General features: G+C 60.3%; 25 protein-coding genes, 1 tRNA gene and 1 pseudogene. 15 read left to right on the forward strand and 12 right to left on the reverse strand.

Annotation, left to right across the window (positions count from 1 at the left end; translation table 11 throughout):
• Window positions 1–152: 152 nt before the first annotated feature.
• Together JG743_RS01420 and JG743_RS01425 are read left to right on the forward strand one after the other, a co-directional pair.
• Window positions 153–290, forward strand: coding sequence for a plasmid mobilization protein (locus JG743_RS01420; RefSeq protein ID WP_202297435.1), 138 nt, complete (start codon window positions 153–155; stop codon window positions 288–290).
• Window position 291: 1 nt separating this feature from the next.
• Window positions 292–2,001, forward strand: a complete 1,710-nt coding sequence (locus JG743_RS01425; RefSeq protein ID WP_202297437.1) for a hypothetical protein — start codon at window positions 292–294, stop codon at window positions 1,999–2,001.
• Window positions 2,002–2,149: 148 nt separating this feature from the next.
• Here the strand turns inward: JG743_RS01425 and JG743_RS01430 are convergent, their stop codons facing one another.
• Entirely contained in the window at window positions 2,150–2,404 is a 255-nt protein-coding gene (locus tag JG743_RS01430) for a hypothetical protein (protein ID WP_202297439.1), read from the reverse strand.
• A gap of 45 nt (window positions 2,405–2,449) precedes the next feature.
• Here JG743_RS01430 and JG743_RS01435 point away from each other — a divergent pair, with 45 nt between their 5' ends.
• Genes JG743_RS01435 through JG743_RS01445 form a run of 3 tightly spaced genes read left to right on the forward strand, consistent with a single transcriptional unit; the run spans window position 2,450 to window position 5,215 of the window.
• Window positions 2,450–4,189, forward strand: coding sequence for a hypothetical protein (locus JG743_RS01435; RefSeq protein ID WP_202297441.1), 1,740 nt, complete (start codon window positions 2,450–2,452; stop codon window positions 4,187–4,189).
• Between the two features lie 18 nt (window positions 4,190–4,207).
• Window positions 4,208–4,567 (forward strand): hypothetical protein, encoded by a 360-nt coding sequence (locus tag JG743_RS01440; protein WP_202297443.1) that lies wholly within the window; start codon window positions 4,208–4,210, stop codon window positions 4,565–4,567.
• Window positions 4,568–5,215, forward strand: a complete 648-nt coding sequence (locus JG743_RS01445; protein WP_202297445.1) for a hypothetical protein — start codon at window positions 4,568–4,570, stop codon at window positions 5,213–5,215.
• A 1,107-nt stretch (window positions 5,216–6,322) separates the two neighbouring features.
• On the opposite strand, the pseudogene JG743_RS34765 reads toward JG743_RS01445, so the two are convergent.
• A pseudogene (locus JG743_RS34765) lies at window positions 6,323–6,451 on the reverse strand (IS1 family transposase); the annotation flags it as partial.
• Window positions 6,452–6,842: 391 nt separating this feature from the next.
• On the opposite strand from JG743_RS34765, the gene JG743_RS01455 reads away from it, so the two are divergent.
• Window positions 6,843–7,082, forward strand: a complete 240-nt coding sequence (locus JG743_RS01455) for a hypothetical protein (RefSeq protein WP_202297450.1) — start codon at window positions 6,843–6,845, stop codon at window positions 7,080–7,082.
• Between the two features lie 260 nt (window positions 7,083–7,342).
• Here the strand turns inward: JG743_RS01455 and JG743_RS01460 are convergent, their stop codons facing one another.
• Complete coding sequence (locus JG743_RS01460; protein ID WP_202297452.1) at window positions 7,343–7,675, reverse strand: GYD domain-containing protein; 333 nt, start codon at window positions 7,673–7,675, stop codon at window positions 7,343–7,345.
• 387 nt (window positions 7,676–8,062) lie between these two features.
• Between JG743_RS01460 and JG743_RS01465 the strand changes: the two genes are divergently transcribed.
• The 3 genes from JG743_RS01465 (at window position 8,063) to JG743_RS01475 (ending at window position 10,083) form a co-directional block, all read left to right on the forward strand.
• Window positions 8,063–8,941 (forward strand): ATP-dependent DNA ligase, encoded by an 879-nt coding sequence (locus JG743_RS01465; RefSeq protein WP_244673040.1) that lies wholly within the window; start codon window positions 8,063–8,065, stop codon window positions 8,939–8,941.
• 151 nt (window positions 8,942–9,092) lie between these two features.
• Window positions 9,093–9,611 carry a thermonuclease family protein gene (locus tag JG743_RS01470; protein WP_202297454.1) on the forward strand — a complete coding sequence of 173 codons (519 nt, stop codon included), beginning with the start codon at window positions 9,093–9,095 and terminating at the stop codon, window positions 9,609–9,611.
• A 187-nt stretch (window positions 9,612–9,798) separates the two neighbouring features.
• Entirely contained in the window at window positions 9,799–10,083 is a 285-nt protein-coding gene (locus JG743_RS01475; RefSeq protein WP_202297456.1) for a hypothetical protein, read from the forward strand.
• Window positions 10,084–10,747: 664 nt separating this feature from the next.
• Here the strand turns inward: JG743_RS01475 and JG743_RS34535 are convergent.
• From JG743_RS34535 to JG743_RS01490, 4 genes are read right to left on the reverse strand one after another with little or no spacing between them, the layout of a single operon-like run.
• On the reverse strand, window positions 10,748–10,882 hold the full coding sequence (locus JG743_RS34535; protein WP_274608514.1) for a hypothetical protein: 135 nt from the start codon (window positions 10,880–10,882) through the stop codon (window positions 10,748–10,750).
• Window positions 10,883–10,896: 14 nt separating this feature from the next.
• Entirely contained in the window at window positions 10,897–11,583 is a 687-nt protein-coding gene (locus JG743_RS01480) for an AbiU2 domain-containing protein (RefSeq protein ID WP_202297458.1), read from the reverse strand.
• 59 nt (window positions 11,584–11,642) lie between these two features.
• Window positions 11,643–12,323: a hypothetical protein gene (locus JG743_RS01485; protein WP_202297460.1), complete on the reverse strand. Its 681-nt coding sequence runs from the start codon at window positions 12,321–12,323 to the stop codon at window positions 11,643–11,645.
• A 57-nt stretch (window positions 12,324–12,380) separates the two neighbouring features.
• Window positions 12,381–12,626, reverse strand: coding sequence for a helix-turn-helix domain-containing protein (locus JG743_RS01490; RefSeq protein ID WP_244673041.1), 246 nt, complete (start codon window positions 12,624–12,626; stop codon window positions 12,381–12,383).
• A gap of 112 nt (window positions 12,627–12,738) precedes the next feature.
• Here JG743_RS01490 and JG743_RS01495 point away from each other — a divergent pair, with 112 nt between their 5' ends.
• Window positions 12,739–13,065 (forward strand): hypothetical protein, encoded by a 327-nt coding sequence (locus tag JG743_RS01495; protein WP_202297464.1) that lies wholly within the window; start codon window positions 12,739–12,741, stop codon window positions 13,063–13,065.
• A 40-nt stretch (window positions 13,066–13,105) separates the two neighbouring features.
• Window positions 13,106–13,981 (forward strand): hypothetical protein, encoded by an 876-nt coding sequence (locus JG743_RS01500; RefSeq protein WP_202297466.1) that lies wholly within the window; start codon window positions 13,106–13,108, stop codon window positions 13,979–13,981.
• A gap of 250 nt (window positions 13,982–14,231) precedes the next feature.
• Here JG743_RS01500 and JG743_RS01505 read toward each other — a convergent pair whose 3' ends face one another.
• The 3 genes from JG743_RS01505 to JG743_RS01515 form a co-directional block, all read right to left on the reverse strand.
• Window positions 14,232–14,447, reverse strand: a complete 216-nt coding sequence (locus JG743_RS01505) for a DUF1127 domain-containing protein (RefSeq protein ID WP_202297467.1) — start codon at window positions 14,445–14,447, stop codon at window positions 14,232–14,234.
• Window positions 14,448–14,599: 152 nt separating this feature from the next.
• Entirely contained in the window at window positions 14,600–15,493 is an 894-nt protein-coding gene (locus tag JG743_RS01510) for a hypothetical protein (RefSeq protein WP_202297469.1), read from the reverse strand.
• Between the two features lie 187 nt (window positions 15,494–15,680).
• Window positions 15,681–15,980 carry a hypothetical protein gene (locus JG743_RS01515; RefSeq protein ID WP_202297471.1) on the reverse strand — a complete coding sequence of 100 codons (300 nt, stop codon included), beginning with the start codon at window positions 15,978–15,980 and terminating at the stop codon, window positions 15,681–15,683.
• A 519-nt stretch (window positions 15,981–16,499) separates the two neighbouring features.
• Here JG743_RS01515 and JG743_RS01520 point away from each other — a divergent pair.
• Window positions 16,500–16,673: a hypothetical protein gene (locus tag JG743_RS01520; protein WP_202297473.1), complete on the forward strand. Its 174-nt coding sequence runs from the start codon at window positions 16,500–16,502 to the stop codon at window positions 16,671–16,673.
• 17 nt (window positions 16,674–16,690) lie between these two features.
• Here the strand turns inward: JG743_RS01520 and JG743_RS01525 are convergent.
• Window positions 16,691–16,766 (reverse strand) — tRNA-Ala (locus JG743_RS01525).
• Between the two features lie 176 nt (window positions 16,767–16,942).
• On the reverse strand, window positions 16,943–17,335 hold the full coding sequence (locus tag JG743_RS01530; protein WP_202297475.1) for a TIGR02300 family protein: 393 nt from the start codon (window positions 17,333–17,335) through the stop codon (window positions 16,943–16,945).
• Between the two features lie 205 nt (window positions 17,336–17,540).
• On the opposite strand from JG743_RS01530, the gene aroA reads away from it, so the two are divergent.
• The 3 genes from aroA (at window position 17,541) to rpsA (ending at window position 21,697) form a co-directional block, all read left to right on the forward strand.
• A complete protein-coding gene (gene aroA / locus JG743_RS01535; RefSeq protein WP_202297477.1) occupies window positions 17,541–18,899 on the forward strand; it encodes a 3-phosphoshikimate 1-carboxyvinyltransferase in 1,359 nt (452 codons plus the stop codon).
• 245 nt (window positions 18,900–19,144) lie between these two features.
• Window positions 19,145–19,795, forward strand: coding sequence for a (d)CMP kinase (gene cmk, locus JG743_RS01540; RefSeq protein WP_202297479.1), 651 nt, complete (start codon window positions 19,145–19,147; stop codon window positions 19,793–19,795).
• 204 nt (window positions 19,796–19,999) lie between these two features.
• Complete coding sequence (rpsA, locus tag JG743_RS01545; protein WP_127284419.1) at window positions 20,000–21,697, forward strand: 30S ribosomal protein S1; 1,698 nt, start codon at window positions 20,000–20,002, stop codon at window positions 21,695–21,697.
• Window positions 21,698–21,731: the final 34 nt, after the last annotated feature.

Below are 21,731 nucleotides of genomic sequence, written 5' to 3' on the forward strand. Positions count from 1 at the left end.
CAACGGGTTCGGGGCCGGCGCCGAGCCGCTCAATGCCGGTTATCTTGATTATTTGGAATGCCGCGCTCGCTCTGCCGTTGGTAGCCTGTGCCTCAATGATTTGGTCGGCGATTACCAACTCGGAGGCTCCGCCCATGCGTCTAGGCGCTGCGATGGCTGAAAATATCAGACTCAGGGTTTCACCCGAGGAAAAGCGAATGCTGCGCATCGCTGCCATGCGGCGTGGTGTGACGCTTTCGGAATACGTTCGGCAGGCCGCACAGGAAGCGGCTCAGTACCGGGTGGCGTGACATGGGACGCCTTAATTATGAGACGGGACAGCCGGTGATCATCATGCCCGACCTCGCCCGCATCAAGTCCAATGTCGCCAAGATGGCCGCCCAGGGCGCGCCAGAGCAGGACATTGACGGCTATATCGCCAGCGAAGGCGTGACGGTTGATGACGTGCGGAATTTCAAGGCAAGTGCGATCGCCGATGCTGACGCCCGCGCGAAAGCCGGCATTGAGCGCGCGAAGGCCGTCATGGCGAATGGCGGTCCTCAGTCTTCGTCCATCGCTCCGGAATTCCGTGGTCCTGACCTCATGGGCTCGACGGGCACCCTCATGGCATCTGGTGCTGAAGGCGTGCCGATCATCGGCGGCGTGCTCGACAAGGGCGTTTTGAATGCCTCGGCCGGTCTCGGTGCATTGTTTTCGGGACAGCGTTTCTCGGATGTCAAAAACGATATGCAGGCCATGCGCGACGCCGGTCGCGCGGCGCATCCTTATGCTCATTTGGCCGGGAATATGGCTGGCGCGGCTATTGCCACGGCGCCGCTGGCCGCAACGTCCCTTGGCGCAAAAGCCTTCGGCCTTGCTCCCGGCATGTCTTTGCCGGCCCGCATGGGAGCATCCGCGTTGACCAATGGCACCATCAGCGGCGCCGACACGGCAGCGCGCGGTGGCGACCTTGGCGACATCGCCGGGTCTACAGCGATCGGCGCCGGTCTTGGCGGCATTATGCCCGTGGCGGCAAAGGGCGTTTCCGGGGCCGTAGACCGCGTGGCGGGCTGGTTCAACCCCAAGCCGGCTGTAATGGGTGTGGACGATCTAACCGCTGCAGCTAAGGCGGCCTATGAGCGCGCCGACCAGGCGGGCGTTGCCTTCAATAACGAAGGCGTCAACGCGCTTAGGTCCAATATCATCAAAGACCTCACGGAGCGCGCCTTTGATCCGGTTAATGAGCCTGGTGTTATGCCAGTCATCAGGCGGCTGGAAGCGATGCAGGGCAATGTCACGCTGAAAGGTTTGGACACCCTCCGGAAGGTGGCTTCGAATGGGTTCATCCCCGGAAACAAATCGAACAATGTAGCTCTAACGCAAATCATCAGCCGCATAGACGAACTGGTGACGAAGGCAGATCCATCACATGTCATGATGGGTGATGCCAAAGCCGGGGCTTTTGCCCTCCAGGATGCGCGCAAGTTCTGGTCGAGCGGCAAGAAACTTGAGATCGTCAATGAGCTGCTTGACCGGGCTGGCTTGAATGCCGGCTCGACAGGGGCTGGCGGAAATGTCGAGAACGCGACCCGTCAACAGCTAAAGCGGCTGCTGACCAATCCGAGCATGCGGCGCGGCCTTACTGCCGATGAGCAGGCCGCCGCACGCAAGGCCGTTCTCGGCTCCAAGACGCAGAATGCCTTGCGCCTGGCCGGCAAGCTCTCCCCGCAAGGCAACGGCCTGATGCTGGCGATCGGCGGGGCGGGAACTATCGCGGCGCCAGCTACTGCTATCCCGGCCATGGTTGCCGGCTACGGAGCGAAAAAGACGGCCGAATACCTGTCCCGCAAAAGTGTCGGCGAGCTGGTCAATCTCATCGCCCAAGGTGGAGACAAATCAACGCTTCCGGTCATCAAGAACGCGGTTCAATTGCTTGCAGAGTCGAAGAAGGTCGCACTCGCCCGCGCGCTCACGGTTGCGGGCTATGCCGGCACGCATTCCGTGGTGATGCGAAATCAGTAGCCAAACAGGGAAATGAGCCAGTTACCGAAATCATGGGCATAAAGGGCCTTCACCCATCCGATCAGACCAATGAAAAGGGCACAGATGAAGATCTCGACCAAGGGAACAATGTTTCGGGAGTGCTCGTACGGGTCGTGGTCGATCTGTTTCACTTTTTACAAAGAGCCCATTCGTATTCGGAATTGTTCCAGCAGTAATGATGGGCTTTTAGGCTGGCGGCTAGCCGATCGCGCTTGGCGCAAATCCTGTCCCACTCTGGTTTCGAAAGGTCTCTTCCGTCGCGAGTCTGGACCATTCGGCATGTGTCAAAGGCCGCATCGAATTCTTTCGCTACCTTCGGCCCATCAAAAGCAAAGCTGTTCAATGACCAGACAGAGAGAGAAGCAACCAGAAGAGCGCGCATGAAAACCTCCGGTCTTCAAAATAATGCTCAGTTTGAGGCTTTACAATGGCAACATTGACCTATGGCAACGTTGTTGCGGCTGGCCCTGGCTGGACGAAAGTAACGACGCCGACCGGCACCAAGACGGTATACGGCGACCGTGCCACCCGAAACAACAATCCCGGCAATCTCGAATATCATGGCTGGGAAGATGCCTATGGCGCGATCGGGGACGATGGGCGCTTTGCAGTTTTTGGCTCCAGAAAGCTGGGCCTGCAAGCCCAGGCGCACCTTCTTTTCGACAACAACCAATATGCAAATCTGACGCTGGGACAGGCCATCGCTGCCTATGCGCCGTCTTTTGAGAATAATACCGCCGCTTATGCCGCAGCTGTCGCCGCCGCCTCTGGTGTTTCACTTAACACCAAAATGAAAGATATCCCGGCCAGCAAGCAGACGGCTGTCTTGGGAGCTATGCATGCGGTGGAGGGCAACACCGGCGCCCTGGCGTACGACGCAAACGGCAATCTGACCGATACGCTGGACACGGTTTCGCCACGGACGCCCAACACGGCACCGACACCATATGGCCGAAACAGCCAACAGGCTCTCGGCTCTGTTCGTCCGGACAATTTCAGCTTTGGCGGCCCGAAGGGATTGTTTTCCGTCGATACTCAGGTGGCCTCGCCAATCGGCCATGTCTCGCGCTCGCCGCTTGGGCCGGTTGCTCCGAGCCGAACCGCCTTTAGCGGATTGGGCACACCGCGCGGCATGAATACTGTCTCCGCGCCGTCAAGGCCGTCAGTCTCAGGCTTCACCAGCCAGGACGAGAAGTCGAATACCGGAAGCTACAAGAACGCGCCGAACGCCGGCAATTTCACCAGCCAAGACGAACGGGCGAGCATCGCCGACCGTATGGGCATTCCGGGTGCCGTAGCGCCGTCTGCCTCGCCACCGTCTCCTACTCGGCCAGATAACTTCGCCTACAGCGGTCCGAAGGGAATCTTCAGCGTCGATCCTGCCGCCAACGTGAAGATGGACATTGCCAAGCCTGCCGTGGCTCCTGCGCCATCCATCGGCATGCCGACTGCCCCGACACGTCCCGCAATCGCCCCTACGCTTCCCGCTGCCGTTCCCGCATCGGTTCCAGCGGCTGTGCCAGCCCGCGTTGCCCCGCCCGCGCAGTCAGTAAGCCGCCAGAGCCTTGCGCCGGCCCGTCCGGCACTTTCTCCGGCCGATGTCTACGGTGGCGCTGTAGGAACGGCGCAGACCTCTACGCCCGGCACGACTGTTTCACGGGCAACATCGTTCGGGCCAACCTACACGACCAACAAGTTTGGCGCTGTCACGGCGACGGCACCGGACGGCACGCAAATGGCAGCGCTCGGGGGTATCCCTTCGCAGCAGATCGCAGGACCGCTCAGTCAGCCGGGCATTGCAACCAATCCGTCAACTGGCGGTCTGTTCGGGCCAAAGGCGAAGTCTGCAACGGGAATGGTGACCGGCGCGGCTATCGGTGGCTATGCGCTCGGGCCTCTCGGCGCAATGCTGGGCGGCCTGATCGGCAAGAACGTCGCACAGGGCAAGCCAGCTCTCACCGGGCTTCTTGGCGGCAACAACAGCTCTGTCGGAACGCACATTGTCGATACCTTCGATGGGCCAATGAGGGTGGCCAATGCGGTCAGCGGGGGAGGCTTCCCCAGCAAGCCTTCCGGTCCCGCTCCCGGTGGCGTTGCGGGGGGCATGCGCGGACTTTCTCCTGGTGCCGCCAATGCGATCGATACGGGCGTAGGTGGTTTGTACTAGAGACGAAAGGGCTTGCGCATGACGCCAGTGTTCGAATGGCTCGACACCTTCTCCGAGGAGGTTGTGAATGGCTTTGCTCGCAGGCCGGATCCGGACAGTTCCATATCCAAGGCACTCTTCATGGATCGCATGGCGCAAGCCCGCAATGAGGACGAGGGACCAACACTAGAAACCATCTTCTGTTACCTCGCGGCCTCGCATGGACTACATGCAGCGGCAGAAAAGGCCCGCGGCTTGAATGACCACGAATGGGCTCAAGAACTTCACGAACTCGGCCAGATTTACGCCAACTATGCAGTCGGCGATCTAGGCAAGGTAGTGGACAAGAGCCTGGCTCTATCTGCTGCTGCCGAGGCTACAGACGGCACGGTGCACTGAATGGCTGTAGTCCCGATGCCCAAAAAGCCGAACACCGATGTCGCGAAGCCATACGAGCCCACTGAGCGAGAGCTAGCTGTTCAGAAGGCCTATCGAAAGCGTACCCATCAGGCGCGGCCGACACCGACAATGGCGATCGCTATGAGTAAGAGCGACGGCAAAACCGTTGCCTCCATTTCGATTAATCACCCAGATCCGAAATTGGGCTTTGAATTGCTGTCCGAGTCCCTTGCGGCAGACAGCGAGGCATTTCTGACGGGCACCCTCGATGCTTTGGGCATGGTCACGCAGCGCGGGGGCACGGTCAGCGAGCAGAATATGAACTACGCCCTGTCGATGGTTGTCGGCATGAAACCGAGGGACCAGCTAGAGACAACCCTGGCTGTCCAGATGGCCGCGATTCACATCGCTACCGTCAACACGGCCGCAAGCATGGGTGGCGCCAAAACCGAGGTAGTGAAGGAAGGATACGAGAGGGCACTTAACCGGCTCACCCGGACATTTGTAGCCCAGGTTGAGGCCCTAAAGCGCTATCGGTCTAAAGGCGAACAGCGGGTGGTGGTCGAGCGCGTGACGGTCGAGAGAGGCGGCCAAGCTATCGTCGGAACTGTGGCCCAAGGGGGTGGGGGGCCGGGCGAAAATGGCTGATAATCCCATGGACAGGGCGCACGCCGCTCCCCGATGCCAAGCCACGAGCAAGCGAACTGGTGTCAGGTGCAAAGCGCCGGCAGAGCGAGGCAAGCGGGTTTGCCGTTTTCATGGGGCCCGAGCTGGTGCGCCTAGAGGACCGGCGCACGGCCTCTACAAACATGGGCGGTTCACCTGTGAAGCCATCACGGCAAGGCGGACTCTGTCCCTACTGTTGGCGATGGCTAGGGAGACGATTGCGGATGTTTGAGGTGCACTCGAAAGGGTTTTCCGCATGTCTAGCTGCAGAAAGTTTCTGGCTGCCTTCTTTCCTCTGCAAGAGCCGTCTCCGTCTGAAAACAGCCGGGAACAGACGCACTGGGGAACCTGGGCAGTGTCTCAGTTTGAAATTCAGGGAGCGGCATAAACTGCGGGGAACCGCGAATGATGTGTGGCCCACGCGCAAGTGTCGGCGCACATCCAGCCTATAGCCTCCAAACACTCAGCATGCAGTAGATTAGCTGAAGAGAATATGGGCTCGTGGTGTGCTACGCGATTCCGGAATCGGCGCAGCGCGTTAAGCCGCCCGTTCACCCTCGTGCGTTTCTTACCGCCTTGGGCCCTAAAGGCTTTGTGGATGACTGTGCGCCAAAGGGTGGCATCGTAGCCGGGGCCAGTGAGGCCTACCCAAAATGAGAACTTCAATTCAGCAACCAAATCGCTGATCGTATACCCAGCACCACACTCACTTATTGCATCTGCAATCATTTTCCGCGCGTTCGGCGCTAGGGGTGGCGTTCCGTTGGTTAACCAGTCTGCGCCATACGCAAGCCCCATTTCATGGCTAATGCAGTTCCTGATACATACCTCTAGGCTCTGCAATGGCGCGTACATCGCTTCTGACAGGCGCGTATTTCGTTCGTACAAGGTCAGCGATGCGTCCAGATTGTTGCCTGTCGCAGCTAGGTACTTGGTCAGCCTGTCACGTGTGATCGTACGTTCGAGTGACGTGTTTATTGCGGGCGTTCGCAAATTGTTCACTTGTCCTTAACGTGAAGTTCTATATATGTACCAGCGTATACCCCGGGCCGGCCTCTGCTGCAAAGCATGCTCCCGGGGTCAGTCTTTTTAGGCCTGTGCCGCCTTCCTGTACGGCCCGCGCCTGCCGGGCTTCGGCGCAACGGCGTCCATCTTCTCGCACAGATCATCCATTGACCAAAGCGTCTGCGACACGCCAGCGGCCATTGCCGGCGTCATGCTCTGGTATCAAGCGGACAACCACAAAAGCAACCGCGCGCAATGAGAGATCGATCCGCTAAATCTGGGGTGATTTGATGCGCGATCGCGAGCTTACAGAGCGGCCCAGCAGCCTGTTGGGGTATTGACCGCCGGGCCTGACCGGCTTGGGGCTTTGGGGGTGGGCAAGCCGGCTGGGACGACCGTAGTATTAGCAACTCTGCAACAGAACCCCGCGCGGACGTTTTCCCCCGGTAAGCGACGTTAGGCGACGCGACGTCGTGATGCACCCGCATTCGAACCCCAGCGATTTGCGCATTTGCTAATTTAGTGAAACGGTGAAGCGGGAACTTTGGGCAAAGTGGCGCCGATTCTCGAACCCGGTGGTTTGAGATAGGCCGGGGAAAAGAGCATGTATTTTCCGCAATTTCTGGTCGGGATGTCTGCCACGACAATCGTCGTGGCGATCTGGGCCTACATGGAAGCCGGTTCAATCTGGACGGCGTTCGGCTGGGCAGTCTTTGCCATGGTCGTCCTGCAGGTCGGCTACGTCGGCCTTGTCGTTCGCCTCATAGTCAGGCGATCGGAAGCCGAGGACGCGGGGACAGTGCCGGTTGACCGCACCTCACCGTTGATGTTCCGGGATCTCTAGGATCACCCGCAAGAGTGCGCCGAGACCATCGGCGACAACCTGCCCCACAATGGGTCATTTGCTGCTGGCACCGCAATTGCATGGCCAGCTACGCCGGGTGTTGGGACCGGCACTTGGGGCGCAGGGGGGCCTCGCCGCTCCGCGAATGGGGCGGCGAGGTTTTTCAATTCCAGGCTGATCGACGCGAAGATGACGGCCGGAGCCGGTTCTGGCAGCGGAGGTTCGATCCGCTGCCAGAGATGTTTCAACCAGTGGTCTGCCTATCTTGCTGGGGATCTGTAGGAGGAAGCGATTTTGCCCGCCTTCTCTTGGGCCGCCTTGAATTCCGCGCTCGTGTATGCTCGCACGGTTTTGACATTCGTTACCGCTCCCGATGCGCCGACGACGAGAAGTGCGGGGAGCAGGTCAACACCGTCGTCGAATTCCGTAATTGCCAGCCAGTCAGTTTCGCCCGTCGTGACGTAGAAAGTATGTAGTTTCCCGCCTGCTGCTTCAAAGATGGCACGGGCTGCCTTTTCTCGGTTCGATGGATTGTCAATCATTCCCATCGCTGCCGTGGCTGAATAGCAGCCTGTGACTATGAACGTTGGCATATGACATCCTCCCTCGATAAATCGGGCAGATCGAATGATCTGCCGGCTGGCAAATCATAGGCCGTTCATTGGAATATTCAATTTTGCTAAAATGTCTCGGAACAAACACTCGCGCGTCCCGTTGGAAATGCCGACCGGATTGCATGGCCCCTCCATCCTTCCGGTCCCTTGTGAACGGCCCGCTGCCATGTCATTGGCGGCGGGTTTCGCATTCTAGCGATTGCTGAAACAAAAGCCGCGTCGAGCCGTTGATTATTCGCCAGATCGTACCTCTGGTGGCACAGTAGACCCTCCCGCCGGCTGCGGTCGGCGGGCTTTTTAGCAACCGCTAACGGAACGCAAACGACCGTGCGATATTGAATCAAATTCGATGTTGCGGGGCGTTCCATGCGTAAGCCTGCCGGCCGGGTCCGGTTGGAATTCATCGAGCCGCTTATGCCGACACTGGTGGACAAGCCGCCTGACGGCGATGGCTGGCTGCATGAGGTGAAGTTCGACGGCTACCGCTCCCAGATCGTCAGGGATGCCGAAGGAACGCGCATCTTCACAAGGCGCGGTCTCGACTGGACATCGAAATTCCGTGACCTCGCCAAAGCAGCAGCCGAGCTAGACGTTGAGAGCGCCATCATTGACGGCGAGATCATCGTTCTGAACGATGCCGGCCTGTCCGACTTCAAGGCGCTGCGCAAGGCGATCACCAGTCGGCAACACGATCTGTATTTCGTCGCCTTCGACCTCCTGCACCTAAATGGCCACGACCTACGCGACATGACCCTGGAAGACCGTCGCGAGATCCTAGCCGAGATGATTCCGGAAGGTGGCCGCATCCAATTCAGTCAGGCTTTGCCGGGCGATGCCAAAGCGATCTTTCATCTGGTCGATCAGGCTGGGCTCGAAGGCATGGTGTCGAAGCGGCGAGACAGCAAATACCGGAGTGGCAACTCGACGGCCTGGCTGAAGGCGAAGACGTTCACGATCGACGAGTACGAGCTTCTTGGCGTCGAACGTGAGGCCGGCAAGCCTGCCTTTGCCCTGATGGCCGAGCGAGGCACAGGGCGCTATGTCGGCTCGGCTTTCATCACGTTGAACAGGGAAATGCGCGAACGGCTCTGGCAGCGTGTCCAGGAGCAGCAGGGGACGGCGCCGAAGGGCATGAAGCGGCCGGCGACGCAGTGGGTCAAGCCGGGCCTGATCGGCCGTGTGAAGCACCTGCGGGGCGAGGATGACCTGCGCCACGCCTCGCTGCAGGATTTTCGAGAGGAGTGACGGCTGCCTTATGTCGGTTGCGCCTTAACTGGCCGTGGCCGCCATAGCGAATCCTACCTGACCGGACCCGTCCCGTTCCACCGGATGAACTCGCCTTCCTTCCCGGTGACCCCCGTTATTGGCTAGGCAGCCTCATAGGGCGTATGGTGTGATGATTGCGGAAAAATTTCGAAACGGTCCACATTGCTCGGCCATGTGCAGGTTGACCCTCGCTCTTGCCTTCATGCTCACCTGTGGCACCGTGTCCGCAGGAGAGCATTGGTTTGCTAATGACGGCGACACGCTGTGGCATAACAAGGAGCAAGTTCAGCTGGTCGGTATCGATGCCCCCGAACTTCTGCAGGGGTGTTTTGATGCCGCTGGCAAGATCTGGCCCTGCGGCAGGTATGCGCGTGACCACGTTCGTCATCTCATTGCCTCAGGAGATGTATCCTGCATCATCGAAGGCAAGGACCGCTACGACAACGATGTCGGCGTCTGCTTCGTGGGAAGCATCGATCTCGGACGCGACCTGGTGAAACACGGATTGGCGGTCGCCGACAGACAAGCTCCTCGATACCTCGCCGAAGAGCGCGAAGCCCGCATTGCCAAACGGAACTTGTGGGCGGGGCAGTTTATCGATCCCCGCGAATATAGACGGGGTGGACTGTACAGCCAGCGGCGCAACTAACCCGCCAGCGCCAATCCAACTGCTATTCCAAGGCCGATGGCAACGCCCGTGACGAGCTTTCCGGCAAGATCGAGGACAATGACGCGGACAGCGCTCCGAACAGGCGAAATCCATTATGCGCCTTGCCAATACCAGCTGGACAAGGAATATAATCCTCTGGTGCGGCGACCCCTCAACGGAGATCGCCATGACCCAAAAGACCCTCGCCGATACCCTGGCCGCCCGTGAAACCATCTACGTCAATTGCGCGCATCCGATGTGCTGCCGTTCGACAAAGCTCGATATCCAAGCGCTGATCGACAGGCTCGGCGCCGACCACGGCTCGATGCACGACGACCTGGTCAGGCTCTTCGGCTGCTCGAAATGCAAATCAGAGGGCCGCGACCGCCGCCCGGTGTTCTTCACGTGCATTCCCGACTACGCCGGCCAGCAGAGGGAACGGAACCGCGACTGGAAGCCGACTTTCGCTTAAATCCGAACTCTATTCGCTATGGCTGGCCTGCCTCTTAGGTCTGACCCTGGCAAGCGATTGTCGCCTACAACGCGATCGGCGGCCGATGTCTTTGGCGGAGTGAAATGACCGGTAGCGCCGATCTCACCCAGCCAATCGTCATAGCCAGTGTTCATTTTGGACGTCAGTTCGTCGGGGTGATGTATCCCGGACTGGAATAGGCTCATGAGGCGCCGGCCGAAGTGTTGCCATGCCGGATGGCCTTCGGGAATTCCTGCCTCTGCGCAATAGGCGTTAAGAACCTTTGCCAGCGTTGCGAGTTGCTCAGAATCGAGATGTTCGTCGAATGAAATCGCTTTATCCCTTCGTGGGGGCGAAAGCGTGATCGACTCTTCCAAGCGCCAGGCGCCCGTTCAAATTGGCCAGCGACGTTCCTTCAGTACGCTTTAGTCAGGGAATAGCGAGTCAAATCGGCCGTGGAGCGGAGCCTAGGATATATCTTTCAGCCGACGGAACGTTTTGTACTCGCCCGGTGTTACCACCATGATCCCCGCATAGGGATCATAAAGGGCCTTGCCCCCTCTTGGCCCTGGTTTGAGTCCGCTGTCTCCCGGAAAGTGTCCAGTTGCGCAACGTTTGCGCTTTGGAGCCGTCGACAGCGGACCCGACGCTTTCGGGCGAGCGGTCAATCGGGCAGCAGCATCACCCAGATCGCCAGTACCGCCATGAGCAGGCAAGCGATGGCGCCGATCATGTCGCGCTGGCGGTAACGCCAAACCGCGCTGGCGAGCATCAGGGCGGCGATTGCGGCGATGTACAAGGGGACCACCCGCGTCAGAGTCCGTGGGGATAATCGTCGATATTGAAGTCGCCAACCTCAAGTTTCTTACGCCGTTCATCCTGTGCCCTTACGCCGTCATGGATGACGTAGAGCAATCCCTCAGCGTCAGGATGCAAGGGCAGAATATGTTCAAAGGCTGTTTCGGAATCGAGGTAGTGCGAGGAGAGGGCGTTTAGCACATTGGAGATCGCGGCGAGCGCCTCGTCGACCTTGAGCCTGGTGGCATCCTTGAGCGGCTTCGCCGACGGGTTAAGCCGGTGCTCAAGGTTGTTGTGGCCGATCCTGTTGTTGCGCCAGTCGCGGCAGAATTCTTCGGCTTTCAAAGCCAGACCAACCTTCGCCCGGACAGTGTCGGCGAACGCTGCGTCGGGAATGAGACCGGCGATGCGCTGTACAGTAAGGGTCTGATGAGGTCCGATTGACGGTCGGTCGGTCATCCTCGAAATCGAGAGCAGGACCCGATCGAATAGGCTGTCCTGCACGATACGGAAGAAGCTACCGGACGCTTGGTTCAGCAAATCGACGCGGGCTTCCGTGGTGCCAAACAGAATCCTGTACTGACCCCATACGAGGTAGATCGAACAGAGCTCCTGTACGAGTTCGGCATAGATCCCGCCAAGCTCGACGCCCATCACCTGTTCATAGTCCGCTCGCGATTCAGCAGCCGTTCTCGTGGTCATGATCACCTAAATCCTTGAACGGCCGCGCTGGTGGCCGCCCGATTGTAGCAAAGCGGGATCTAATTCGGCGGCGGTCCGCAGACATCCATGAAGGCGGTGGCGCCCCCAGGTGAATGGTCAGTGGTCGCAAGGGCGGATTTGGTCGCACCTGAGACTTCGTCGATGGCCTTTTGCACTCTGTCGGTAATGGGGCTGACGTCGTGTTCGCCACCAAGGTGCTGCAGCTGATAGTTCAAAGCAGCGAGGTCAAGCATGGCGAGTTGGGCTCGCTTCATCGCCTCTTGGTAGTTCTTGAGGTTCGTTGCGTCTCTGATCAATTGGGCGCGGACAAGCTCGCACTGCTCGCGCGAAATCTTCATAGCGTGTGCGCCGCTGACCTCGCCGGTCAGCAGGAAGTCGACGCCCTTCAATTGCGGACTATTCCCGATCAGCATCTTGCCGACTGTTCCTTCTACCCCGACGTCGCAGCGCTCGTCGGTGAGGAGGCTAGTGCAATGTTCGAAGAGCGGTCGCAGATCGGCACGGTCGACCCATGGTGGGAAGAGCGTGACGTTTCCGCCCGGCAGGGACAGAAGCATCATCCCGTCGCTGGCGCCAACCACTCGACCCTTGGTGATTACGACATCGCGCCCGACCAGATCCGGCCAAGACACCATGAATTCAAGAGGGTCTATCGTCGCGATATCCTTGGCTACGGCAGTCGTGGCGACGAGCGCTAGTAATAGGCCAGTATAGCGCATGTTGAAGCCCCCCCCAGGGGCAGCATCGCGCCGGTTGAGTACAAATGCAAGCAGCGCTCAGCCGGCACCGTCTTGGCCACCCTTCCGCAACCGCACTCCGGCGCCGCCGCCGTTCTCAGGAATGAGAATAACTCCAGCGTCCTCAATCGCCTTGACCATAGCGGCCAGGTTATTTGCTACTGGGACCGAGCGCCCTGCCTCGAAATTCCGGACAGTAGAAAGGCCAACCCGCGCCGCTTTGGCGAGTTCCTCCTGAGAGATATTGGCGAGACCGCGCGCCGCTCGACATTGATCCGGTGTCATAGGCATTTCCCCAACGAATTTGCGACACCATAACGAATTTCGTTTGACTTATCCATGGGCAACGATTATCGTTCGTGTTAACGGTAAACGTTGTCGATCGGAAGTATCCGAAATGACCGCTCTACTTTCTTTGGACCTGACCCCGGCTATCGGTGCTTTCGATGCCCGTATCTCGGACGCTTGGCGCATTTCCAGCCAGGAAGTGGGCGAGGCGATCCGCTTCGTGAAGCAGTACCAGCGCGTCATCGCCGAGCGCGACGAGATGCTGACGCCGGCGTTCCGGCTGCACGACGCCGCCTATGTCGACGTTTGCGAAAAGCGCCTGCCGTGGGCTCTGTCGGTCTACCTCGGGCATGTGCGCCGCATCAGCGAAGCCGAAGCCGAAATGGAAGCTCGCGGCATGGCGTTCGCCAAGTCGTCTTACGCATGGGGCGAGTAGGAGCGCCCTCACCGGACCTCTAACTCTTGGGAGACATACAATGCCGAACACACCAGTTCAGGCAGCCGCCGAAGGCATATCCGAATATCCCCGCAATCCACATCGAATCGGCTTCGTACGTGAACTGCTGATGCGCTGGGGTTCGCGGGCGTCAAACGCGCCCGCCTCGCAAACGTCATTACAGGAGAGTTTCATGAACCAGCATGTAGATCGCCGTGCCCTTCTTGCATCGTCAACGGCAGCCGCTGCCGCAGTGGCTGCCGTCGTAACCGCTACGCAAGATGCCCGCGCAAAGGACACGTCAGTCTCCCCCGAGTTGGAGAGGCTGATCGCTGCGAAGGGCAAAGCCTACAGCGATTTCGATTGCGCCCTAGCCAAGACGTCCGAATTCGAGGAGGCCTATTTCGCTAAGAACAAGAAGGAACTGGTTGTCGATCTGTCGATCGGCGGGGCGCAGTCGTTCAACGTCTCCGCGCACTTCGCGCACTTTGACGTGTTCGACCACTACCGCGATGTGCGGGCCGACATCATCCGGCGATACGAAGAGCAGCACCGTAAGCTGGCGGCAATCGCCAAGATCGCCCCAGCGACTGCGGCGGAAGCCACCGCCGCGCTGCGCAAGGCAGAGGCCAACGACACGCGCGTTCTGCGTCAGGTTCTCCGCGACGAAGTTGACCGTCGCAAGGCCTTCGGTCTCTGGCAGGTCGAGGAGGCCCAGGAAGCGGCGTCCCAGGCGGATCTCGACACGTTCACCGCAATCTGCGCCTACCGCTGCCGGACGTTCGCCGACATCACCCGCAAGGCCGAGGTGCTGGCGCACTACACCGGACAGATGTTTGCCGAGATACAGGCAGAGGACTTTCAGGTCTTGCTCGCCTCGATGATGCCAGCGGACGAGGAAGGCGGCGCAGTATAAGCATCACGCGCCACCCTTCTTCCGCCAGTCAGCCGCGAGTGCGCTTGCGTCGACCGCCCGCCGCCTCACGCGGCAGACTTTCTCTATCTAGTGGCAGAAAAGTCACGCGGCTTGAATATGCAGAGCTTCAACCGGCGCGAGCTTATTATCCAGCTAAGCGAGGCGTACCGTTGTTTTGCGGGCACACAGGGGACTTGCCCGCCTCCTCCCGGAAACTAGCGCCCGCTGCCTCAAGGTGGCGGGCTTTTTGTTAGCCCACCGCCCTCCGACTGGACAGCAGGCGCGTGGTCTCGATGTCATCACGGGAAATCCCAATGTCTCTGAGCAGGTCGTTCGGTGACTCGGTCAGCTCGTCCATTGCCTTCAATTGCGCCTTCTGTTCGGCTCGGCGACTGAGCCAGTCCACAAGGGGACCAACTGCGACAAGAGGAAGAAGGTTCACAATCGTAGGAAGGTTCACAAGCATCGGAGCACTCCCTTCACCGCTGGCGGAAAAACTGCACGCAAGCTAGACCGATGCGTCGATGCGTCTGTGACAAACCTCACAGACCGTGCAGCAAAACTGCCCGGCTGTCTCTGGTGGCGGCCTTTCGCGTCCCGGCAAAAAGCAACCTCATCTCAATCCGCTTGCAGTTGTTTCATCCGCACATCCCATTCAAGGTCAGTGAGCACTTCTGCCTCTACGGTAATGTTGTCCGCGAACCTGTCGGCATGCTCGCGCAGGAGCTTCCTCGCCGCTTTAACAGCGGCTTCCCTTCCGACGCATTTCTCTTGGAACTGATCAACGCTCTCCCCTACGCGGTTGTCGTCCCACAGGGTGACGTCCACGACGGCATACCAAACACCTTTGCCGGTTCGGCGACGACGTTGCACTTCTAGATGCCAGTCGGACATCTCAGCGATTGCCCGGTATAGATGCGCATACTCAGGATCTGCGCGGGAGCGCTCGCGAGCTTCAAATCCGAATGACTTTTGGCTGGGTTCCTTGAGCTGCTCTATCGCGTTTGAAATTTTCCAGAACTGCCCGGAGATTTCATCGATGGCATGCCTGGCATCAAAAGTGAGGGGAGGTTTGCGTGTCGTTGTCCCCTTGGCCGATTTCAATCGGTCGCCCGTCCTTTTCGGCCAGATGTCGGCGATAACCCGTTCGATTTCTGCGCCCCCCGGCTCCCACCGGTACTCCTTCTGCAACTTCGCCTGCTTGGCATGCGGGTGAAGTTGAACGACCGTTGCGTTGGGCTGCGGAGTTGGCAGAGAGTCCATTGCTAACGCCAGAGCCTGGTGCAGACCTTCTCGAATGCCGCCATCTTTGTCGAACTGCCAGACTGCGGCTTCCGTTCTGATGATCCGAACTGGTTTGCCCTCGTCGTGTTCCAGCATCGCAGAGAGCACGCGCTGCTTTGTGCCGGCGAATTGAGGAAGTGCGTCGGTCCCGAATGTCAAACCTTCAACCAATCGCTGAGATAGCCGTAGTGGGTCCTCACCCTCTGGGAACAAATAATAGCGAGACATCCCCGGTCCTCCCCTTTGCTTGTCGGCGTCAAGCCACCGTAGCAAACCATAGCCGAGGAGGCTTTTGAACCTTTTGAGTGTTCGCTGTAGGTGCCATTCTGAAATTTCGCCGCATGTTTCTAGGGACTAACAGGCGAAGGGGCGATTATGTACTTTGCGAACACACAAGCCAAAGAGCGTCCCGGTGCTAGACCTTGCGGACTAGCATCGCTGCGAACTCATCCGGGTTTTTCGGCGTGATCGCTAGGAACCGGGGCCACCACCGCTTTTCAACCAAGACCATCTTCCGAGGCCAACGATTGACGATGCTGACGGTATTCCAGGGATGCGAGCCCATATTCAAGAGAGCGGTGAAATTGAAAGGACCTTCGATGACATGGGCGGCGACGATGTTTGTCGCTTTCAACCGATAGATTGGCAGCAACCGAAAGAGTCGAATCTCAAAGCATTCAGCCGTCGCATAGTACTCCCAGAGCAGACCCCACATTCTCAGGTCCGCCTCAGAAAGTTGTGCAATTGACGGTATTGCCGAACCGGTTGCATGTTGTGGTTCTTGGGCGATTGGCAGCCGCCTGAGCGGCCATTGTAGCGTTAGCCTGCGCTATCCCGGCATTGACGGAAGCTGATCTTATGGCTGCGGCCTGACGTGCGGAACCAGATTCATTCTGGATGCACTGAGCCATTTCGGGCGTGCCTGGCTTGAAGCCATAAGCTTGGCATCGTTGGGAAAAATACTGGACTTGGGTATCCATCGAGGCAGTTGCGAACCATGCTGGAGAGCCAGGCCTGCCAAGATATGTCTCGCCATCTACACCAGTACACCCAGCGAGTATTATCAACGGAAGCAAGATTGATTTTTTGGACATCTGCGCTCACCCCCCTTTGAGCACGACTTTTTTGCTGCCACGAAGATGAGGGGAAAACGGCAGGAACGCAATCGGCCTCTCCGGCGGAAGCCCAGCCCGCTGAAAACAGTGGCAAAACAGTGGGGCTAGGCGCGCTCTGAATGAAGCACGAAACAGACAGTCGCGCCGAGCATTTCTTATCCCCGCCCGGCGGCAGCGCCCGTGTTGGACAAAAGAACTATTTCGGGGCCGAAAATGCGTCTCGCGGTGCCCCGGCGGTGCCCCGGACGATTCTCGCGGCGGTGGCCGAAATCGGCCGCCCGCTAATTGATTGAAAACATTAGAGACTGTTTGGTGGAGCCAATCGGAATCGAACCGACGACCTCTTGAATGCCATTCAAGCGCTCTCCCAACTGAGCTATGGCCCCACTCCCGGCAGTCAGCCGGCGCCGTTTCCGGCGAAGAGATCCGGCGCGGGTTTTGAGGACCGCGCCGTCAAGTGCAGGCGGCTTCTAACCCCGCCTTCGGTCAAGATCAAGCCTTCAACGACCGCTTTTTCGTCACAGGCCAACAAAGGCCGGCAAACGATCGCGTCGGGGCCCGATCAGACCTCGTCGTCGTCGTCGCCGACGCCGATCATGTCCGTGACGTCGTCGTCCTCTTCCTCTTCATCGGCAAGGAAGGTGTCGTCCTCGTCGTCGCCGAGGTCCACATCGTCCTCGTCGTCGCCGAGATCGGGAAGATCGTCGCCGCCCTTGGCCTCGTCATCGGCCTCTTCGAGCGAGACGATCTCGGCGCCCTCTTCGTCCTCGGCGTCCACTTCCTTGTCGGCGACTTCCTCATCCTCCTCGAGGGCGGCGATCTTGCCTTCCTCGAAATAGGAACGCGGATAGCTCTTGCCGGTGTAGGGCGAGACGATCGGGTCCTTGTTCAGGTCATAGAATTTCCGACCCGTTTCCGGATCAATGCGTTTGGTGCCAAGTTCAGATTTTGCCACAGTAGGCCTCGTAGATAGAAGAGTGGTCCCCTTAACGGCAGTTTACCGCGCTGTCAAAGCCAAAAGCCGGCTTCAAGCTGGCATTGCAAAAGCTTGCAATCGAAGGCCTTGCACCAAGGGGATGACCATTTCAGTCCGCCGTGATACGAGACCGCCGCAACAAAAGAAAAGTGCCGGCGCGCCGGCGTTCCATCCAGGGAAAACCATGTCTCACGCTGCCGCTCCGAAACCGGCCACGGCCCGCAAATCTCCAGCCCTTTCCGGCGCCGCGCGGGTGCCGGGCGACAAGTCGATCTCGCACCGGTCCTTCATGTTCGGCGGCCTGGCCTCGGGCGAGACCCGCATCACCGGCCTGCTCGAAGGCGAGGACGTGATGCGCACGGGCGCGGCGATGAAGGCGATGGGCGCGCATATCGAGAAGCGCGGCGCCGAGTGGGTGATCCGCGGCACCGGCAACGGGGCGCTGCTCGAACCGGAAGGCCCGCTCGATTTCGGCAATGCCGGCACCGGCTCGCGCCTCACCATGGGCCTGGTCGGCACCTATGACATGGAAACGACCTTCATTGGCGATGCATCGCTCTCCGGCCGGCCGATGGGCCGGGTGCTGGAGCCGCTGCGCCAGATGGGCGTTCAGGTGCTGAAGGCGACGCCCGGCGACCGCATGCCGATCACGCTGCGCGGCCCAAAGCACGCCGCCCCCATCACCTACCGGGTGCCGATGGCCTCGGCGCAGGTGAAGTCGGCGGTGCTGCTTGCCGGGCTGAACACGCCCGGCATCACCACCGTGATCGAGCCGGTGATGACGCGCGACCACACCGAAAAGATGCTGAAGGGCTTTGGCGCCAATCTTACGGTCGAGACCGACGAGCGCGGCGTGCGCCACATCTTCATCGAGGGCCAGGGCAAGCTCACCGGGCAGACGATCGCCGTTCCGGGCGACCCGTCCTCGGCCGGCTTCCCGCTGGTCGCGGCGCTCATCGTGCCGGGCTCGGACATCGTGATCGAGAACGTGCTGATGAACCCGACCCGCACCGGCCTGCTGCTGACGCTGCAGGAGATGGGCGGCCGGATCGACATTCTCAACCCGCGCAATGCCGGCGGCGAGGACGTCGCAGACCTGCGCGTGCGCTCATCTGAACTGAAGGGCGTCATCGTGCCCCCGGAACGGGCGCCGTCGATGATTGACGAGTATCCGGTGCTGGCGGTTGCCGCGAGCTTCGCCGAGGGCGAGACGCTTATGCACGGGCTGGAGGAATTGCGGGTCAAGGAATCCGACCGGCTGTCGGCGGTCGCCAACGGCCTGAAGCTCAACGGCGTCGACTGTAGCGAGGGTGAAGCGTCGCTCGCCGTGCGCGGCAGGCCGGGCGGCAAGGGACTCGGGCGACACCCCAATGGGCCGGACACGACCGTGAAGACCCATCTCGACCACCGCATCGCCATGAGTTTTCTGGTGATGGGACTGGCGACGGAAAAGCCGGTGACCATCGACGACGCCGCCATGATCGCGACGAGTTTTCCGGAGTTCATGGGACTGATGACGGGCCTCGGCGCGGAGATCGAGTGACGGGCGATGAGTTTGAGCCGACCTGAGACGCTGGCGGGACAGCGCCCCCCTCTGTCCTGCCGGACATCTCCCCCACAAGGAGGGAGATCAGCCGGCACCGCAGCTTTCGCCAATCGCCAGCGTCGCAGGATGGGGCGAAGCGCCAAAGCCACCAATCTCCCCCCTCGTGGGGGAGATGTCCGGCAGGACAGAGGGGGGCGCGAAGGATCACGGCGCTTGCTCTTTTCGGCAAAGGCAGCCCGCCCATGACCCCAACCTTCACCATCGCCATCGACGGCCCCGCCGGCGCCGGCAAGGGTACTCTCGCCCGCCGGCTTGCCGACCACTACCGGCTGAACCTGCTCGACACCGGCCTGACCTATCGCGCCGTGGCGCATGCGCTGCTTCGGCTCGGCCTGCCGCTCGACAATGTCTCGGCGGCGGAAACCGCGGCGCGGCAGGTGGACCTTTCGAAACTCGACCGCGCGGTGCTGTCGGCGCATGCGGTAGGTGAGGCCGCTTCCAAGGTCGCCGTCTTCCCGACCGTGCGGCGCATCCTGGTGGAAAAGCAGCGCGACTTCGCCAAAACGCCGCCGGGCGCCGTGCTCGACGGGCGCGATATCGGCACCGTCGTGTGCCCCGACGCCGACATCAAGCTCTACGTGACGGCGAGTGCCGAGGTGCGGGCGAAGCGCCGGCTGGCGGAGATCGAGAGCATCGGCGGCAGCGCCGATTTCGCCACCATCCTGGCCGACATCGAGCGTCGAGACGAGCGCGACATGGGCCGAGCCGACTCGCCGCTCAAGCCGGCCGCCGACGCGCACTTGCTTGATACGTCCGAAATGGCTATAGAGGCCGCGTTTCTGGCGGCCATGGCGATCATCGACGACGTCCTGGCCAAGAGAAACAGAGCCTGAGCTGGGTTTTTCCTCGTGTTTCCGTTGCCGGAGGCGTAGAAAATACCCATATCGGGCACGAACCAGCCTGCCAGCATTCTTCATGCGCCGGACTTGCCGCTAAATGCGGCCAAGGGCTCTTCTGCCCGGAACGCCGGCAGGCTCACGCAACGCTAACCAACGGCGCCCACTCCGCGACAGACGCGGGGTATTCCAGGAGAAACAATGTCAGCTGCTAATCCGTCTCGCGACGATTTCGCGAGCATGCTCGAAGAATCATTCACCGCCGGCCATTCCGGCGAGGGCCAGGTTGTCCGGGGCACGATCACCGCGATCGAAAAGGACATGGCCATCATCGACGTCGGCCTCAAGGTCGAAGGCCGCGTGCCGCTGAAGGAATTCGGCGCCAAGGGCAAGGAATCCTCCCTCAAGGTCGGCGACACCGTCGAAGTCTATGTCGAGCGCATCGAGAACGCGCTTGGCGAAGCCATGCTGTCGCGCGAGAAGGCTCGCCGCGAGGAGAGCTGGGTGCGCCTCGAGGAGAAGTTCACCAAGGGTGAGCGCGTCGAAGGCGTCATCTTCAACCAGGTCAAGGGCGGCTTCACCGTCGACCTCGACGGCGCCGTGGCGTTCCTGCCGCGCAGCCAGGTCGACATCCGCCCGATCCGCGACGTCTCGCCGCTGATGCACAACCCGCAGCCCTTCGAGATCCTCAAGATGGATCGCCGCCGCGGCAACATCGTGGTGTCGCGCCGCACCGTGCTCGAGGAAAGCCGTGCCGAACAGCGTTCGGAAATCGTGCAGAACCTCGAAGAGGGCCAGGTGGTCGAGGGCGTGGTCAAGAACATCACCGACTACGGTGCGTTCGTCGACCTCGGCGGCATCGACGGCCTGCTGCATGTCACCGACATGGCATGGCGCCGCGTCAACCATCCGACCGAGATCCTCAACATCGGCCAGACGGTCAAGGTGCAGATCATCCGCATCAACCAGGAAACCCACCGCATCTCGCTCGGCATGAAGCAGCTCGAGAGCGATCCGTGGTCGGAGATCGGCACCAAGTTCCCGATCGGCAAGAAGATCAAGGGCACCGTGACCAACATCACCGACTACGGCGCGTTCGTCGAGCTGGAGCCGGGCATCGAGGGCCTCATCCACGTTTCGGAAATGTCGTGGACGAAGAAGAACGTGCACCCCGGCAAGATCCTGTCGACGACCCAGGAAGTCGACGTTGTGGTGCTCGAGGTCGATCCGGCCAAGCGCCGCATCTCGCTCGGCCTCAAGCAGACGCTGGAAAACCCGTGGGAGGCCTTCGCGCGCACCCATCCGGTCGGCAGCCAGGTCGAGGGCGAGGTCAAGAACAAGACCGAGTTCGGCCTGTTCATCGGCCTGGAAGGCGACGTCGACGGCATGGTCCACCTCTCCGACCTCGACTGGACCCGTCCGGGCGAGCAGGTGATCGAGGAGTACAATCGCGGCGACGTGGTCAAGGCGCAGGTGCTCGACGTCGACATCGAGAAGGAGCGCATCTCGCTCGGCATCAAGCAGTTGGCCCGTGACACGGTCGGTGAAGCGGCGACTTCGGGCGAACTGCGCAAGAACGCCGTCGTCACTTGCGAGGTCATCGGCGTCAAGGATGGCGGTCTGGAAGTGCGGCTGGTCGACAGCGGCATCGAGACCTTCATCAAGCGCTCCGACCTTTCCCGCGACCGCGATGAACAGCGCCCCGAGCGCTTCACGGTCGGCCAGAAGGTCGACGCCCGCGTCATCGCCTTCGACAAGAAGACCCGCAAGCTGCAGGTCTCGATCAAGGCGCTGGAAATCGCCGAGGAGAAGGAAGCGGTTGCCCAGTACGGCTCGACCGACTCCGGCGCCTCGCTGGGCGATATCCTGGGCGCGGCGCTGAAGAAGCAGGGCAACTAAAGCATTCCAGGAAAACCGCGTGGCGGTTTTCCCG

Source organism: Mesorhizobium sp. 131-2-1, from assembly GCF_016756535.1.
In the GTDB taxonomy this organism is placed as follows: Bacteria; Pseudomonadota; Alphaproteobacteria; order Rhizobiales; family Rhizobiaceae; genus Mesorhizobium.